Source organism: Streptomyces sp. NPDC087422 (assembly GCF_044744145.1).
Taxonomy (GTDB): Bacteria; Actinomycetota; Actinomycetes; order Streptomycetales; family Streptomycetaceae; genus Actinacidiphila.
The window spans coordinates 700,220-715,776 of the sequence record NZ_JBIUXT010000005.1; the positions used below are offsets into that span (position 1 = coordinate 700,220).

Below are 15,557 nucleotides of genomic sequence, written 5' to 3' on the forward strand. Positions count from 1 at the left end.
ACTGAAATGCGGAGTGCGGACGTCGTCATCGTGGGGGCCGGGATCATCGGGGCCGCCGTGGCCAGGAAGTTGGCTATGGGCGGATTCCGGGTGACCGTCCTGGACCGCGGCGCGTCCGCCGGAGGGACGTCGTCCAGCGGGGAGGGCAACATCCTGGTCTCCGACAAGGGCCCCGGCGCCGAACTCGACCTCGCGGTGCTGTCCGGCCGCCTGTGGACCGAATTCGCCGCCGAACTGGGGGAGGAGCTGGGGCCCGGCTTCCCCGACCTCGAGTTCGAGGCGAAGGGCGGCCTGGTGGTCGCGACGACGGGGGCGGGGGCGGACGCGCTCCTGGCATTCGCGTCCACCCAGCGGAAGGCGGGCGTGGACGCCCGTGCGGTGACGGCGGCTGAGGCCGCCGAGCTGGAACCCGACCTGACGCCGCGCGTCGAAGCGGCCGTCTTCTATCCCGGCGACGCCCAGGTCCAACCGGCCGTCGCGACGGAGGCGCTGCTCGCCTCTGCTCGTCGGCACGGCGCACGGGTACGACAGGGCGTCACCGTTCTCGGCGGCGTCGTGGACCGCGGACGGCTCGTCGGTGTGGAGACCACGGCCGGGCGCTTCGCCGCCGAGCACACGGTCGTGGCCGCCGGACCCTGGTCCGCCGAGGTCGCGGCCGGCCTCGGCGTCCGCCTCCCGGTGCTGCCCCGACGCGGGACCGTCCTGGTCACCGCGCGCATGTCGCACCGCGTCCGGCACAAGGTGTACGACGCGGATTATGTCGGAGCCGTCGAGTCGGGGGACGCGGCCCTCCAGACGTCCAGCGTCGTCGAGTCGACGGCGGCCGGGACCGTACTCATCGGCTCCTCGCGCGAGCGCCGGGGATTCGACGAGCGGATCGAGGCCGCGGTGGTCGGCGAACTCGCCGCCAAAGCCATGCTGCTCTTCCCCTTTCTGGCCGACGTTCCGGTCATGCGCGCGTACGGCGGCTTCCGGCCGTTCGTACCCGACCACCTCCCGGTCATCGGGCCCGACCCCCGGTTGCCCGGACTGTGGCACGCGACCGGACACGAGGGCGCGGGCATCGGGCTCGCGCCCGGCACAGCGGAACTGATCGGCGCGCTGATGACCGGCGCGGAGCCCGAGATCCCGGCCGCCCCGTACGCCGTGACCCGACCGTCGCTGGGACTGAAGGAGGAGACCACCGGATGAAGATCTCCGTGACGCTGGACGGCGAACGGCTGTCCGCCCCGCAGGGACAGACCGTCGCGGGACTGCTGATGACGCGGGGCCGGGTCTCCTGGCGCACCACCGCCGGCACCGGTCGGCCCCGCGGCCTGTTCTGCGGCATCGGCGTCTGCTTCGACTGCCTGGTGACGGTGAACGGCCTCGGTGACGTGCGGGCCTGCCAACGGCTGGTGGCCGACGGCGACATCGTCGAGACGGGGGCGAGCGATGTCGAGCGTTGACGTGCTGGTGATCGGGGCGGGACCGGCAGGGCTCGCCGCGGCTCGGGCGGCCCGGCTCAGCGGGGCGCGGGTCGTCCTGCTCGACGCGTCGGCCGTCCTGGGCGGCCAGTTCTGGCGACACGCGGCGACCGGGAATTCCGCCCCGGAAGGCCACGCGGCGGCTGGGTATCCCGACGAGGACAGCCACGCGGCGGCCAGGGCTTCCGCCCCGGACAACCACGCGGCGCAGCACAAGTGGTCCCGGTTCACCGCGCTGCGCGCCGCGCTGACGCGGGACCCCGACTGCGAGATCGTCACCGGCGCCCAGGTCTGGGCGGTGGACCGCCGAGACGCGGGGCCGCCGGTCGTCCACACGCTGGTCGGCCCGGCCGACGGCGCTGACCGGCGCCGCCGGCTCTTCGAACCCCGCGCCCTGGTGATCGCCACCGGCGCGCACGAGCGCACGCTGCCGTTCCCGGGCTGGGACCTGCCGGGCGTCTACACGGCGGGCGCCGCGCAGGCGATGGCCAAGGGCGACGGCGTCGCCGTGGGCAGGCGAGTCCTGGTCGCGGGCACCGGCCCGTTCCTGCTTCCCGTGGCCACCGGCCTCCTCCACGTGGGCGCGAGCGTGGTCGGCGTCGTCGAGGCGAGCAGCTGGCGGCGGATCGCCCGCGGCTGGCTGCCCCGCCCGTACGAGATGCGGCCGAAGGACGTGCTGTCCAAGTCCGCCGAACTCGGCGGATACGTCGGCGCGTTGGCCGTACGGCGCGTCCCCTACCGCACCGGCGCGGCCGTCGTGGCCGCGCACGGCGATGACCGGGTGACAGCCGTCACCGTCGCCCGGATCACCGACGACTGGACACCGCGCGAGGGCACCGGGCGGCGTATCGAGGTCGACGCGGTGTGCGTCGGCCACGGGTTCGTCCCGCGCACCGAGATCGCCATCTCGGCGGGCTGCGCGCTCACCGCCGACGGAAGCGTGTGCGTGGACGACGAACAGCGCACCTCCGTACCCGGTGTCTACGCGGCCGGTGAGATCACCGGTATCGGCGGCGCGGACCTGGCCCTCGCCGAGGGCGAGGCGGCGGGACGAGCCGCGGCCGGTCGGGCTGCGGCCGGTCGGCCCGCTGCGGGCCGGGCCGGTGGCACCGCTGAGGTGACCCGCCACCGCGCCTTCGCCGACCGCATGCACCGCGCACACGGCATCCGGCCCGGCTGGCGGTCATGGGTCGACGACAGCACCGTCGTGTGCCGCTGCGAGGACGTGACCGCGGAGCGGTTGCGCGCCGCGGCCACCGCCACCGGGAGCTGCGGGCTGCGTTCCCTCAAGCTCAGCTCCCGCGCGGGTCTTGGCATGTGCCAGGGCCGCACCTGCGGCCGGAACGTCGAGGACCTCCTGCCGACCGCGCCGCTGGACCAGGGACGTATGGCCCAGCGCCCGATCGTCGTACCGGTCCGGCTCGGCGACATCGCCACGGTCCAGCCGGCGGCGGCCCCATCGACCACCCCCCCCTTCCCGCCGACCCCCTCAGAACACCCCACCGATGAAAGGCAGACCATGACCAGTGAGCACTTCGACCTCGGCGGCGTCATCGTCGCGACGGCGCTGCCCTACAAGCCGGACAGCTCCGCCCCCGCAGGGCTCGCCGTCGACTACGAGCGATACGCGGAGCACTGCGACTGGCTGATCAGCAACGGCTGCCGCGGCGTCGGGCCGAACGGCTCGCTCGGCGAGTACTCGTCGCTCACCGACGAGGAGCGCCGCCGCGTGGTGCAGGTGGCCGTCGAGGCCGTCGGCGGGCGCGGACTGGTACTGGCCGGTGTGCACGGCGCGGGCTGGCACCAGGCCGAGCACTGGGCCGAACTGGCCAAGGCAGACGGCGCGGACGCCGTACTCGCCCTGCCGCCCACCCTCTACCGGGCCAGCGACGAGCAGGTGGTCGAGCACTACCGGCACATCGCCGGGGTCGGCCTGCCGACGATGATCTACAACAACCCGGTCGACACCAAGGTCGACCTGCTGCCGCCCCTGATCGCGGAACTCGCCGAGATCGACGGGGTGGTCGCGGTCAAGGAGTTCAGCGGCGACGTCCGGCGGGCCTTCGAGATCAGCGAACTCTGCGACATCGACATCATCGCGGGCGCCGACGACGTCCTCCTGGAGCTGATGCTCGACGGCGCCGTCGGCTGGTTCGCGGGCTTCCCCAACACCTTCCCCGCCGAGTCCGTCGCGATCTACGAGCACATGGTCGCCGGGCGGTACGACCAGGCCCGGGAGCTCTACAAGCAACTGGTCACCGTCTTCCGCTGGGATTCGCGGACGGAATTCGTGCAGGCCATCAAGGTGGGAATGGACATGGTCGGCCGATACGGCGGCCCGTGCCGCCCGCCGCGCGGACCGCTCACCCCTGACCACGAGAAGCAGGTGCGCGCCGCGATGGACCGCGCGATCTCCGGCATCGAAGCGCTGTCCGCGGAAGCGGCCTGACATGCGGGCGCGACGACGGCTGCGCCCGGCAGCCGGCCCGTGTCCGGCGGCTCTCGCGCCGTCCTAGGAGGCGGCATGGATCTGACCGAGACCTCCCCGGCCGAGCGCGCGGCGCTGCTCAACGCGATCGCGGACGAGTTGTCGTCCGCGGCCGACGAGCTGATCCCGCTCGCCATGGCGGAGACCGGACTGGCCGAGGCACGCCTGACCGGAGAGCTGAAGCGCACGGTCGTACAACTGCGGATGTTCGCCGACGTGTGCGCCGAGGGGGAGTTCCTCGACGTGCGGCTCGACGCGGCCGACCCGGACTTCGTCCTGGGCCCCCGTCCCGACCTGCGGCGGTTCAATCTGCCGGTGGGGCCGGTGCTGGTGTTCGCCGCGAGCAACTTCCCTTTCGCGTTCTCCGTCGCCGGAGGCGACACGGCTTCCGCGCTGGCGGCCGGCTGTCCGGTGATCCTGAAGGCGCACCCCGGCCACCCGCGGCTGTCGGCGCTGACCGCCGAGAAGGTGCGGGCCGCGGTGGCCACGGCCGGCCTGCCCGCGGAGACCTTCGACGTGGTCCACGACCAGGACGCCGCGGTACGGCTGCTGCGCGACGACGACCGGATCGCCGCGGCGGCGTTCACCGGCTCCTACAAGGTCGGCCGGCTGCTCGCCGCGATCGCCGCCGGACGTGAGCGCCCGATCCCCTTCTACGGCGAACTGGGCAGCGTGAACCCGGTCGTCGTGACACCGGGCGCGCTGGTCGAGCGGGCCGACACCCTCGCGACCGGCTTCGTGGCCAGCGTGTCCGGCTCGGCGGGACAGCTCTGCACCAAACCCGGCTTCCTCTTCCTCCCGGACGGCCACGGCCTCGCCGACACGCTCGGCTCGGCGGCGGGCGCGGTGCCCGGCCACCCGCTGCTGCACGAGGGCATAGCCGCCGCCTACGCCGCGCGCCGCGCCGCCGTGCTCGCGACCCCGGGCGTGTCCGTACTGGCCGAGGGATCGGTGGAGGTCGGGCCATCCGGCCGGAGCCTGGCCGCACCGACCCTGGTCGAGGTCGGACTCGGCGATCTGCTGAAGCACCGCGTCACACTGCTCGACGAGGCGTTCGGTCCCCTGTCGGTCGTCGTGCGCTACGACCCCGACCGCCCCGACCTCCTGGTGGCGGCGGTCGGGGAGTTGTTCCCCGGCGCGCTCACCGCCACGGTGCACCGCGCCGCGGGGGAGAGCGACGCGTGGCTGCGCGGCCTTGTCGCGGTGCTGAGGGAACGGGTGGGCCGCCTGCTGTTCGACGGCTGGCCGACCGGCGTCGCGGTGACCCCCGCGATGCAGCACGGGGGGCCATTTCCCGCCACCACCGCCCCGGCGACGACGTCCGTCGGCACGGCCGCGATCCAGCGCTTCCTGCGCCCAGTGGTCTTCCAGGACTGCCCGCCGGAGCTACTGCCCGCGCCGTTGCGCGACGACAACCCCTGGCGGGTTCCCCAGCGGCGCGCGGCGGCGGGTGCGTCGCAGAACTGGGGACACCGCTCCGCCTGACAGCGGCTGGCGGCGGTCACCGGGCGGAACCGGAATCTTCACACGGCGATCGCCGCCATGGCGCCGGGCAAGCAGATCCGCCGCACCGCCCGGGTGGCGTTCGACGGGACCCGTCCGTTCCACGACCGGGACACCTACCGCCGGTTCGCCGAGGACGCGGCAGCGGCCGGATTGGACGGACTCACCGTGCGCGCGCCACGCCCCGACGGCCGCCGCATTCGACACGGTCGTCCCGACACACGCCGCGTGCGGGACCTGACCGATCGGTAAGATGTGCCATTGCACTGACAGGGAATGGCTGTCGACTGGTGATGGGGACGATCATGGCGATTGAGGACAGCACATCTCTGGGGCTGCTCACCCCCTCGACCAGCCTGCGCGAGCGGGTCGAGGAGGCGATCGCCGCGGCCATCGTCTCCGGTCAGATGCCCGCGGGCGAGGTGTTCTCCGCGCCGACCCTCGCCGCCCGCTTCGGCGTCTCGGCCACCCCGGTCCGCGAGGCCATGCTCAACCTCGCCAAGCGCGGCATGGTCGAGATCCTGCGCAACAAGGGCTTCCGCGTCACCGCCGTGAGCGAGGACGATCTCCGCGCGATCGTCGACGTCCGCCAACTGCTCGAAGCCCCGGCGGTCCGCCGCCTGTCGGGCCGGCTCACCCCCACCGACCTGGCCCATCTGCGCGGCCTCGCCGAGGAGATCGTGCGCGGCGCCCGTGACGGCGACCTCGCCCGCTACCTCCAGGCCGACACGACCTTCCACCTCACCCTGCTCAAGCTCGTCGGCAACACGCGCCTGCACGACATCGTCGCCGACCTCCGCGCCCAGACCCGCCTCACCGGCCTCGCCGACCTGGTCGCCACCGAAGAACTCCAGGCATCCGCCCGCGAGCACCTGGAGATGCTCGACCTCCTCGAAGCGGGCTCCGCCGACGCGTGCGAAGACCTCATGGTCCGCCACATCGGCCACGTCCTCGGCTGGTGGTCCGGCCACACCGAAGCCTGACTTCTTCCCCCTAGCCGAGCAGGGCGGCGAGGGTCGCCGACAGCGAAGCCGCGCTCAGGGGCTCGTCGCGGGTGAGTCCGTGGAGGAGAGCGCCGTCGAGGTACGTGACGGCCGCTCGCGCGGCTCGCGGGGTGGCGTACGCGGTGAGGATGTCGGTGAGGCCGTCGGCCCAGACACGGGCGGCGGGGCGGAGTTCGGGGCGGTAGGCGGCGGCGAGATAGAGCTGCATCTCGGTCAGGGCGCGGGGACGGTCGGCGAGATACGCGGCGGTCAGCTCGGCCAGTGCGGCCGGAACGTCGGCGCTGCCGTGGAGAGCCGTCTCCCAGGCGCGCAGTTCCTGCGCCGAGAGGTCGGCGGCGTAGCGGAGCGCGGCGGCGGTGAGGTCGTCCAGGCTCGCGAAGTAGTACGTGGTCGCGCCGAGCGGCACCCCGGCGCGCGCGGCGACGAGGCGGTGCGTGACGGCGGCCACCCCGGACTCGGCGATGACCTGGCACGCGGCCTCGGTGATCCGCCGCCGACGCCCCTCGGGATCGCGCCGCCCGGTCAATGCGCACCGCTGAGGTTCAGCACCGCGACCCCGGCGACCACCAGGGCCACCCCGAGCACCTTCACCGCCGTGACCGGCTCGCCCAGGAAGAGCGCCCCGATGATGACGATCAGCGTCGTCCCCAGCCCCGACCACACGGCGTACCCCACACTGACCTGCAATCCCTTCTGCACGGCCACCGCCAGGGCGACGAACGCGCCCGCGTACGCGACCAGGCACACCACCGTCGGCCACAGCCGGGTGAACCCCTCGGTGCTCTTGAGCAGGCTGGTGCCCAGCACCTCCGCCACGATGGCCAGACCGAGCAATACGTACGGCACGCCGGACGCCCTCCCGAGTAGTACGGATGTACAAGTACAAACGTACTACTCGGTGGTCTCACGTCGTGGTCCGGGCGCCGGCGAGAAGACGCGCGAACGGCGGGACAGAGGTAGGCGAGCGCCCTCCTGAGGGCCGCTCACGGCGAGGACCGCTCCGGGTCCGGACGGGCGGTGACGGGAGGTCAGGGCCGGGGGGCGCGGTCCAGGCGCACGCGGAGGGTCGCGGCGAAGTCCTCGGCGCGCGCCAACTGGACGCGCAGATCGTGGATCTTCTGGACGGCGGCCTGCTCATAGGCCCTGACACGCTCCAGGAGCGCGTCGCGCTCGGCGCCCGGAGCGAGGTCCGCCGCGTCGAGCCGGTCCGTGGCGTCGAGGAGGTCGCGCATCTCCTCCAGGGTGAAGCCGAGCGGCTTCATCCGGCGGATGACCATGAGGCGGGCGACGTCGGTCTCGGTGTAGAGCCGGAAACCGCCCTGGGACCGGGCGGAGGGGGTGACCAGTCCGGCCTCCTCGTAGTGCCGGATCGTCCGCAGGGACAGCTCGGTTCGTTCGGCGACCTCGCCGATCTGCATGTGTGTGCTGCCCACGACCGTCTTCTCGGCCCCTTCTCGTCGCGGGACGCCGCCCCGGTGGTGAACCGCCGCGTCCCGTGCGGCCCTGAACCCATCTCTACCCTAACGTTAGGGTAGAGTCGCTGCTGTTGAGGACGACGTGCGTCGTTCCCCAACGGTGCGCGGCTCCGTCGTGTCCGCCCACCGCCGTGTCGGGGCCGACGACGCCCCCGCTCATTTCGCGAGCAGGAGAGACGAAGCGTGCGCATGCCACAGCCGTACGCCGCCTGCTGCCCGCCGTGACATCACCAGCGTACTGAGTCGCCTCCGCCAACTGCCGTGCGGCTCGGCCGCGCTCCCGGACGTCCGCCCGCGCCGACGGGCGATCCGCGCACCGCCGTCCCGGCCCTGCGCCCCACGACCGCGCTGCCCCGACCGGCCGCGCCCGAGCACGACAGGTCACCCCGGTGTTGCCGACCTCCTTCCCGTCCGCGCGCCTGCGCGCTCTGCCCCCGCCCCCGTGGCTGTCCCCGAAGGTCTTCCGCGTCGAGGTCCTGGCCGGTCTGGTCGTCGGACTCGCGCTGATCCCGGAGGCGATCTCGTTCTCCGTCATTGCGGGCGTCGACCCCAAGGTCGGCCTGTTCGCCGCCTGCACGATGGCGATGGTCATCGCGTTCGTCGGCGGCCGGCCCGCGATGATCTCCGCCTCCACCGGCGCGGTCGCGCTCGTCGTCGCTCCCGTGGCCCGCCAGCACGGTCTCGGCTACCTCATCGCCACGGTGATCCTCGCCGGGATCATCCAGATCGTGCTGGGCGCGCTCGGCGTGGCCACGCTCATGCGGTTCGTGCCGCGCGCGGTGATGGTCGGCTTCGTCAACGCGCTCGGCATCCTGCTGTTCGCCGCGCAGATCCCCAACCTCCACGACGTGCCCTGGCAGGTCTATCCGCTGGTCGCGGCCGGTCTGGCGATGATGGTGTTCTTCCCCCGGCTGACCAGGGCGGTGCCCGCGCCGCTGGTCTCGATCGTGATCCTCACCGTGGTCACCGTCGCCGCCGGTATCGCGGTGCCCACCGTCGGGGACAAGGGCAAACTGCCCTCCTCGCTGCCGGTGCCAGGACTGCCGGAAGTGCCCTTCACCGTCCACACCCTGACCGTCATCGCCCCCTACGCGCTGGCGATGGCGCTGGTGGGGCTGATGGAGTCGCTGATGACCGCCAAGCTCGTGGACGAGATGACCGACACCAACTCCAACAAGACCCGTGAGTCCATCGGGCAGGGCGTCGCCAACATCGTCACCGGCTTCTTCGGCGGCATGGGCGGCTGCGCGATGATCGGCCAGACGATGATCAACGTCAAGAACGGCGCGCGGACCCGCCTGTCCACCTTCCTGGCCGGGTTCTTCCTGCTCATCTTGTGCATCGTGCTCGGCCCGGTCGTCTCCCACATCCCCATGGCCGCCCTCGTGGCCGTCATGGTCCTGGTCTCGGTCGGCACGTTCGACTGGCACTCGATCAAGCCCGCCACCCTCAAACGGATGCCGGTCGGGGAGACCGTGGTGATGGCCGTGACCGTCGCGGTCGTCGTCGCGACCAGCAATCTGTCCATCGGCGTCGTCGTCGGCACGATCACCGCCATGGTGATCTTCGCCCGCCGCGTCGCGCGCTTCACCGAGGTCACCGCCGTCACCGACCCGGACGGCGACAGCGTCGTCTACGCCGTGACCGGCGAGCTCTTCTTCGCCTCCGCCAACGACCTGGTGACCCGCTTCGACTACGCCGCCGACCCCCGTACCGTCGTCATCGACCTGACCGACGCGCACATCTGGGACGCCTCCTCCGTCGCGGCCCTGGACACGGTCACCGCCAAGTACGCCGCCCGTGGCAAGAGCGTGGAGATCGTCGGCCTCAACCGGGCCAGCGCCCAGATGCACGGCAATCTCACCGGTGAACTCACCAGCACGTGACGCGCGTGTCCGGGGCGGCCGACCTCAGCGGCGGTCGCCCCGGACGGGTCACCACCCGCCGGCGAAGAAGTCGGCCAGCGCCTGCGGCGAGTGCGCGGCGCTGCTGGCGTTCGCGAAGGCGATGACGAGCACGATGAGCGTCATCGCCGCGCCGGCGGCGACGCCGAACGTCATCGTGCGCTTCGACCGGGCGTCGGCCGCCGCCCTGGACCGCCTCCACAGCAGGACGCATCCGACCGCCGCCGCGAGCGCGACGAGCGCGGCCATGGCGGCCAGGACGGCGTGGTAGACGGCGAAGTCGTTGACCATGACGGTGAGCGCGGGGGAGTGCTGACCGGCGGGATAGTCGGCGAGCTGCCTGCGTACGTCGGTCAGGGTTCCGTCGAGTGCGCGGTCCGTGCCGCCCCCGGTCAGCATGGGAAGCAGCGAGGCGAACGGCGCCGTCGCGCCCTGCACGTTGGCCACCAGCGCCACCAGGGCGAAGAGCCCGAGGAGCGTGACGACGGCCCCGGGCGCCACGACGGACAGGCGTCCCACACGCCCGCCGGTCCGCTGCCTGGCCTGGCGCCACAGGACGACGCCCAGCGCCACGACGGTGGCGAGGAGCAGCGCCGAGACACCGGCTTTCACCACGTGAAAGCGGAACCAGAAGCTCACCGTCGCGTCCAGTTGGCCCGGAAAGCCCTCCCTGCCCGAGCCCCAGTAGGCGACCATCCCGCGGCGGAACGTGTGGCTGACGTTCCCCGTGTTGACCGAACTGCGGGCGAGCGCGTTCGGCGCGATGAAGAAGGCGACCAGAAGCGCCCCGGTCAAGGCGGTCAGCGCCCCGGCCTGCCGTCGCGGCGTGGCGGTCAAGCGGGGCAGAAGTCCCAAGCTGTTCATGTAGATCTTCCCGAGTAGGAGCGAGCGCCGTTCCGCGCGAGGTCCGGGAGCCGCGTCTCCTCCGCGATCCCCGCAACCGGAAGCTATCGAGACCGCGCCCCGCCGGTCTGTGGGGCCAGCCTCCAACTCGGGGTGGGGTTAACCCCCTTCCGCGGGCGGCGCGGACGTCTCCCCGGTGCGCGTGCGTACATGGCGACGCCGAACTGCGGTGCGCCAGGCCCGCGTTGGCTCCACGCGTCAGACGCCCCGCGCCCCCCGACGCGCTCCCACCCGGCCGCGAACTCCCCCCGCACAGCGGCGCGCCCCGGCCCCGGGCCCATCACACACCCCGCACGCCTCCGCGGCACCGGCGGCTCCGCCGCATCTCGGAGCCGTCACCATCCGTGACCACTCGTGCTTTACCGGAATGTGATCCGCATGTCTGGATCTGTTCGCCGATTGGTCGCTACAGTAAGCGCATCGAATTAATCTCAGCCTGAGAGGAATTGTGGCAACTACCTCGCTACCCCGAGCGTCCAACCGCAGCGCGGTCCTGGCGGCGCTGCTCTCGGGTGCCCAGATGGACCGTCAGCAGTTGATCGCGACCACCGGCCTGAGCCGGGCGACCGTGTTCCGGATCGTCGACGACCTGATGGAGGACCGGCTCGTCCACGAGGGCGAAAGACTGGTGCGCGAAGGCCCCGGCAGACAGTCCACCGCGGTCGGTTTCAACGCCGACTCGGCTCTGGTCTGCGGAATCGACCTCGGCGGCACCAACTGCCGGGTCGTGGTCGCCGACGCGCTGGGCCGCGCGGTGATCAGGAGCCGGGACGCGACTCCGCGCGGCGCGACCGACGAGGAGCTGGCCCGGTGGGTGGCCGACCGGGTCACCGGCCTGGTCGCCCGGTACCGGGAGGACGCGCCTTTGCGGGCGGTCACGATCGGCCTGCCCGGTGTGGTCAGCGGCGACGGCACGACCGTCCTCGCGTCGCACAATCTCGGCCAGATCAAGGGCACCGCTTTCATCGACGCGGTCTCCGACTTCGTCGGAGTTCCGCTTACTGTCGGTAACGACTCCAACGTCGCTATGCTCGGTGAGCTCCAGTACGGATCGCTCCCCGACCGGGAGACCGCGGTCCTGCTGGCGATGGGCACCGGCCTCGGCTCCGCGGTCTCGATCGACGGGCGCGTCCTGCTCGGCGAGCAGGGGCTGCTGGGCGAGTTCGGACGGCTCCCGCTGCCCGGCCGCGCCGAGCGGCTGCGCGATCTGCTGTCCGGCGCGGACCTGGTCGCGTACGCCGCCACCCGCGGCGTACAGGTCCGCGGCGCCCAGGAACTGTTCGCGGACCCGGTGACGTACGCCGATCTCCTCGCCGAGGTGCGCGCCTCGCTCGCCCACCTCGTGTCGATCGTCGCGCTCGCCTACGAGCCGAAGACCGTGGTGCTGACCGGCGGATTCTCCGAGTCGTTCGGCGCCGACGCGCTCACGGCCATCAGCGACCAGGTCGCGGAGACCGTCGGGGTGCGCAGCGCGGTCAGGCACTCCGACCTGGGGGACTCCGCGGGGCTCCTCGGCGCCATGGCGTCCTCCCTCGACCGGCACTACACGTCGCTCGGCATCAGCGCCGAGCACATCGCGGGCATCGACGTCGACCGGCACCTGGTGCTCGAACGGCTCGGCGCGTGCCCCACAACCAGCACCACGCAGGGCGACCAGCCCACCCCAGCAGCAGAAAGGTGAGAAGGATGAACCGTGCACGGTGGCGGTACGCGGTCACGTCGGTCCCGGTCATGGCGCTCGCGCTGACGGCTTGTGGCGGCAGCGGCGGCGCGGACGCCGCTTCCGACGGCAAGCTGACGGTCTGGATGATGACCGGCGGCCCCGGTGACAACGCGCTCATCAAGGACGTCAACGCCGCGTTCGCCAAGCAGCACCCCGACATGAAGGTCGACGTCCAGATCCAGCAGTGGGACGGCATCGCCACGAAGATCACCACGGCGCTGGCCAGCGGGAATCCGCCGGACATCGTGGAGATGGGCAATACGCAGACCCCGCTTCAGACGTACTCCGGCGGCCTCGCCGACCTCACCGCCGAGAAGGCCGGCTTCGAGAACTCGGCGAAGTGGCTGGCGGGGCTGTCCGGCCCGTCCCAGTACGACGGCAAGCTCTACGCCACACCGCTCTACGGCGGCACGAAGGTCGTCATGTACAACAAGAAGCTCTTCGCCGACGCGGGCATCCAGCAGCCGCCGACGACGGTCGCCGAGCTCCAGGAGAACTGCGGGAAGCTGGCGGCGGCCAACAAGAAGACGGCGAATTTCTCCGGCTTCTACCTGCCGGGCCAGTACTGGTTCAACGGCATGCCGTTCCTGTTCGGCAAGGGCGGCACCATCGCCACGCAGAAGGACGGCACCTGGAAGGCCGAGATGTCCTCACCGGCCAACCAGGCGGGCCTCGCCGCGTGGCGCACCTTCCAGAACACCTGCTCCACCAAGTCCTCGGTCGGCGTCAACACCGACAGCCCCGACCAGGACCAGCTCTTCGCCGACGGCAAGGCCGCGATGGTCTACGTCAAGGCGTGGGAGCCCGCGGCGGTCCTGGAGAAGAACCCCGCGCTCAAGGACGACATCGGCTTCTTCGCGATGCCGGGCTACACCGCGGACAAGACCATGCCGGTGATCGTGTCCGGCTCGACCATCGGCATCGCGGCCAACAGCCCCGACAAGAAGGCCGCGCAGGACTGGCTGCGGATCATCACCGGCAAGCAGTTCCAGCAGAAGATGGCGCTCGCCCTCAATCTGCTGCCGATCTCGCCGGACTTCACCCCGACCGGTGTTCCCGAGCAGTTGACCGTCGCGTCGAAGGCGGCGGAGATCAGCCAGCCGCTGCCGGGCAGTCCGGGCGAGGCGACGCTGGAGACCGAGCGGTACAACGAGCAGTTCTTCTCGAAGATCGCGGGCGGCGCCGATATCGCCAAGGCGTCCGCCGACTACGACAAGCACGCCACCGACGCATTCAACTCGCTCCACTAGGACCTCGGGGAACCCGATGGCAATGACCGAAAAGCGGAGCGCCCGGCGCGCTCCGACCGGTGTCCGCCCCCGGCCGCAGGCCCGGGGCGGCGCCGCCCGGCGGCGTCTGCTGCCGTGGGCGATGATCGCCCCCGCGGCTGTCGCGCTGCTGTTGATCCAGGGGTATCCCCTGCTCCGCCTGCTGGTGCTGTCCACGCAGGATTTCGGCCCCCGGTCGCTGTTCACCGGGCACGCCGATTTCGTGGGCGTCGACAATTTCACCCACCTGTTCTCCGACGCGGACTTCCGCTCGGTCCTGCTGCGCACGGTGGTCTTCACCGTGGTGTGCGTGGCACTGCTGATGGTGCTCGGATTCCTGATCGCGCATCTGCTGACCGGCGTCTCGGCGTGGGCCCGCGTGATCACGACCGTGTCGCTGGTCCTGGTGTGGGCGATGCCGATGGTCGCGGCGACGCTGGTGTGGCAGTGGATGTACCAGCCGCAGTACGGGGTCGCTAACTGGCTGCTCACCAAGGTGCGGGTCTTCGGAGACCTCACCGCGTACGACTGGTTCTCCCACCCCCACCAGGCGCTCGGGCTCGTCATCCTGCTCACGGTCTGGAAGGGCCTGCCGTTCGTCGCGCTGACGCTCTTCGCGGCGCGCGGCCAGATATCCGAGTCGCTGTACGAGGCGGCGCGCCTGGACGGTGCGGGGACGCTACAGACATTCCGGCACATCACGATTCCGGTGCTGCGGCCGGTGCTGGCGATCCTGACCCTGCTGGAGGTCATCTGGTCGGTGAATTCGTTCACCCCGATCTGGGTGCTGACGCAGGGCGGGCCCGACGGGCAGACCACGACGCTCGGGGTGTACGCGTACATCACCGCCTTCAGCCGCAACGACTACGGCAGCGGCGCGACGATCGCGGTGGTGACCGTACTGATCCTCGCCGTGTTCTCCGTCGCCTACGTCCGCAGGACGGCGAAGCAGGGAGACGACCAGGGAGAGACGGCATGAGTATGCGCATGACCCCCGCGCGGCGCCGCCGCAGCGTCAACAACACGATCGCCGTGGTGATCTCCGCGGTGATGCTCTTCCCCGTCTACTGGATGGTGGCCACCGCGCTGAAGCCGCGCGGGAAGATCCTCAGCGCGGTGCCGCAGTTCATTCCCTGGCCGATCAGCCTGGGCAACTTCCAACGCGCCCTGGCCAAACCGCACTTCTGGGTGTTCGTGCGCAATTCGCTGACGGTGACCCTGTCGTCGGTGGTGCTGTCGCTGGTCATCGCGCTGTTCGCGGCGATCGCCATAGCCCGTTTCCGGTTCGCGGGGCGGAAGGTGCTGCTGGCGATCCTCGTTCTGGTGCAGATGATTCCGGCGGCGGCCATGGTCATCCCGGTGTATCTGATGCTGCGTTCCATCAACGCGCTGGATTACGTACCCGGCCTGGTGCTGACGTACATGACGTTCGTGCTGCCGTTCACGATCTGGACGCTGCGCGGCTTCGTGGACGGGGTCCCGGTGGAACTGGAGGAGGCGGCGCTGGTCGACGGGTGCGGCCGGTTCCAGATGTACGTACGGGTGCTGCTGCCGCTGCTGATGCCGGGCATCGTCGCCACTTCCATCTTCGCGTTCGTCAACGCGTGGGACGACTATCTGTTCGCCTACGTGATCATGAAATCGCAGGGCAATTACACGCTCCCGGTGTGGCTGGTGTCGTTCAAGACGTCGGAGAGCGTCGATTACGGCGCGATGATCGCCGCCTCCACCATTTTCTCGCTGCCGGTCCTGGTCTTCTTCCTGCTGGTGCAGCGCCGTCTTGTCGGCGGGATGACCAGCGGCGCGGTCAAGGGATGACCCGC

15 protein-coding genes are annotated in these 15,557 nt (G+C 71.4%); 11 read left to right on the top strand and 4 right to left on the bottom strand.

What is annotated here, in order from left to right; translation table 11 throughout:
• The first annotated feature begins 6 nt into the window (after positions 1-6).
• From ACIO6U_RS20185 to ACIO6U_RS20210, 6 genes are all read left to right on the top strand, one after another.
• Complete coding sequence (locus tag ACIO6U_RS20185; protein WP_401720849.1) at positions 7-1,191, top strand: NAD(P)/FAD-dependent oxidoreductase; 1,185 nt, start codon at positions 7-9, stop codon at positions 1,189-1,191.
• A complete protein-coding gene (locus tag ACIO6U_RS20190; protein ID WP_391051762.1) occupies positions 1,188-1,448 on the top strand; it encodes a 2Fe-2S iron-sulfur cluster-binding protein in 261 nt (86 codons plus the stop codon). Before ACIO6U_RS20185 ends, ACIO6U_RS20190 begins: the two co-directional genes overlap by 4 nt.
• On the top strand, positions 1,435-3,915 hold the full coding sequence (locus tag ACIO6U_RS20195) for a dihydrodipicolinate synthase family protein (RefSeq protein WP_401720852.1): 2,481 nt from the start codon (positions 1,435-1,437) through the stop codon (positions 3,913-3,915). Before ACIO6U_RS20190 ends, ACIO6U_RS20195 begins: the two co-directional genes overlap by 14 nt.
• A gap of 75 nt (positions 3,916-3,990) precedes the next feature.
• On the top strand, positions 3,991-5,439 hold the full coding sequence (locus ACIO6U_RS20200; protein ID WP_401720855.1) for an aldehyde dehydrogenase (NADP(+)): 1,449 nt from the start codon (positions 3,991-3,993) through the stop codon (positions 5,437-5,439).
• A 57-nt stretch (positions 5,440-5,496) separates the two neighbouring features.
• Positions 5,497-5,709 carry a hypothetical protein gene (locus ACIO6U_RS20205; RefSeq protein ID WP_401720858.1) on the top strand — a complete coding sequence of 71 codons (213 nt, stop codon included), beginning with the start codon at positions 5,497-5,499 and terminating at the stop codon, positions 5,707-5,709.
• A 53-nt stretch (positions 5,710-5,762) separates the two neighbouring features.
• Entirely contained in the window at positions 5,763-6,440 is a 678-nt protein-coding gene (locus ACIO6U_RS20210) for a GntR family transcriptional regulator (protein ID WP_355343494.1), read from the top strand.
• Between the two features lie 10 nt (positions 6,441-6,450).
• On the opposite strand, the gene ACIO6U_RS20215 is transcribed toward ACIO6U_RS20210, so the two are convergent.
• The 3 genes from ACIO6U_RS20215 to ACIO6U_RS20225 all read right to left on the bottom strand — a co-directional run bounded on the left by ACIO6U_RS20215 (position 6,451) and on the right by ACIO6U_RS20225 (position 7,894).
• Positions 6,451-6,987: a TetR/AcrR family transcriptional regulator gene (locus ACIO6U_RS20215; RefSeq protein WP_401720861.1), complete on the bottom strand. Its 537-nt coding sequence runs from the start codon at positions 6,985-6,987 to the stop codon at positions 6,451-6,453.
• A complete protein-coding gene (locus tag ACIO6U_RS20220; RefSeq protein ID WP_188282846.1) occupies positions 6,984-7,307 on the bottom strand; it encodes a multidrug efflux SMR transporter in 324 nt (107 codons plus the stop codon). The genes ACIO6U_RS20215 and ACIO6U_RS20220 overlap by 4 nt, the downstream gene beginning before the upstream one ends.
• Positions 7,308-7,489: 182 nt before the next feature.
• Positions 7,490-7,894 (bottom strand): MerR family transcriptional regulator, encoded by a 405-nt coding sequence (locus ACIO6U_RS20225; RefSeq protein WP_355343487.1) that lies wholly within the window; start codon positions 7,892-7,894, stop codon positions 7,490-7,492.
• Between the two features lie 431 nt (positions 7,895-8,325).
• On the opposite strand from ACIO6U_RS20225, the gene ACIO6U_RS20230 reads away from it, so the two are divergent.
• Positions 8,326-9,822 carry a SulP family inorganic anion transporter gene (locus tag ACIO6U_RS20230; protein WP_401720865.1) on the top strand — a complete coding sequence of 499 codons (1,497 nt, stop codon included), beginning with the start codon at positions 8,326-8,328 and terminating at the stop codon, positions 9,820-9,822.
• Positions 9,823-9,870: 48 nt separating this feature from the next.
• On the opposite strand, the gene ACIO6U_RS20235 is transcribed toward ACIO6U_RS20230, so the two are convergent.
• Positions 9,871-10,704 carry a tat (twin-arginine translocation) pathway signal sequence gene (locus ACIO6U_RS20235; protein WP_401720868.1) on the bottom strand — a complete coding sequence of 278 codons (834 nt, stop codon included), beginning with the start codon at positions 10,702-10,704 and terminating at the stop codon, positions 9,871-9,873.
• A gap of 487 nt (positions 10,705-11,191) precedes the next feature.
• Here ACIO6U_RS20235 and ACIO6U_RS20240 point away from each other — a divergent pair, with 487 nt between their 5' ends.
• From ACIO6U_RS20240 to ACIO6U_RS20255, 4 genes are read left to right on the top strand one after another with little or no spacing between them, the layout of a single operon-like run.
• Complete coding sequence (locus tag ACIO6U_RS20240) at positions 11,192-12,424, top strand: ROK family protein (RefSeq protein ID WP_401720871.1); 1,233 nt, start codon at positions 11,192-11,194, stop codon at positions 12,422-12,424.
• Between the two features lie 5 nt (positions 12,425-12,429).
• On the top strand, positions 12,430-13,716 hold the full coding sequence (locus ACIO6U_RS20245) for an extracellular solute-binding protein (RefSeq protein WP_401720874.1): 1,287 nt from the start codon (positions 12,430-12,432) through the stop codon (positions 13,714-13,716).
• A gap of 22 nt (positions 13,717-13,738) precedes the next feature.
• On the top strand, positions 13,739-14,713 hold the full coding sequence (locus ACIO6U_RS20250; RefSeq protein ID WP_401720877.1) for a carbohydrate ABC transporter permease: 975 nt from the start codon (positions 13,739-13,741) through the stop codon (positions 14,711-14,713).
• Entirely contained in the window at positions 14,710-15,552 is an 843-nt protein-coding gene (locus ACIO6U_RS20255; RefSeq protein WP_355343469.1) for a carbohydrate ABC transporter permease, read from the top strand. Before ACIO6U_RS20250 ends, ACIO6U_RS20255 begins: the two co-directional genes overlap by 4 nt.
• Positions 15,553-15,557 lie beyond the last annotated feature (5 nt).

What these genes read in the sequence shown, in the direction of transcription:
- ACIO6U_RS20190 (WP_391051762.1), top strand. Translation starts at nt 1,188, where the DNA reads ATGAAGATCTCCGTGACGCTGGACGGCGAACGGCTGTCCGCCCCGCAG.
- ACIO6U_RS20235 (WP_401720868.1), bottom strand. Translation starts at nt 10,704, where the DNA reads ATGAACAGCTTGGGACTTCTGCCCCGCTTGACCGCCACGCCGCGACGG.
- ACIO6U_RS20210 (WP_355343494.1), top strand. Translation starts at nt 5,763, where the DNA reads ATGGCGATTGAGGACAGCACATCTCTGGGGCTGCTCACCCCCTCGACC.
- ACIO6U_RS20255 (WP_355343469.1), top strand. Translation starts at nt 14,710, where the DNA reads ATGAGTATGCGCATGACCCCCGCGCGGCGCCGCCGCAGCGTCAACAAC.
- ACIO6U_RS20185 (WP_401720849.1), top strand. Translation starts at nt 7, where the DNA reads ATGCGGAGTGCGGACGTCGTCATCGTGGGGGCCGGGATCATCGGGGCC.
- ACIO6U_RS20200 (WP_401720855.1), top strand. Translation starts at nt 3,991, where the DNA reads ATGGATCTGACCGAGACCTCCCCGGCCGAGCGCGCGGCGCTGCTCAAC.
- ACIO6U_RS20245 (WP_401720874.1), top strand. Translation starts at nt 12,430, where the DNA reads ATGAACCGTGCACGGTGGCGGTACGCGGTCACGTCGGTCCCGGTCATG.
- ACIO6U_RS20250 (WP_401720877.1), top strand. Translation starts at nt 13,739, where the DNA reads ATGACCGAAAAGCGGAGCGCCCGGCGCGCTCCGACCGGTGTCCGCCCC.
- ACIO6U_RS20205 (WP_401720858.1), top strand. Translation starts at nt 5,497, where the DNA reads ATGGCGCCGGGCAAGCAGATCCGCCGCACCGCCCGGGTGGCGTTCGAC.
- ACIO6U_RS20195 (WP_401720852.1), top strand. Translation starts at nt 1,435, where the DNA reads ATGTCGAGCGTTGACGTGCTGGTGATCGGGGCGGGACCGGCAGGGCTC.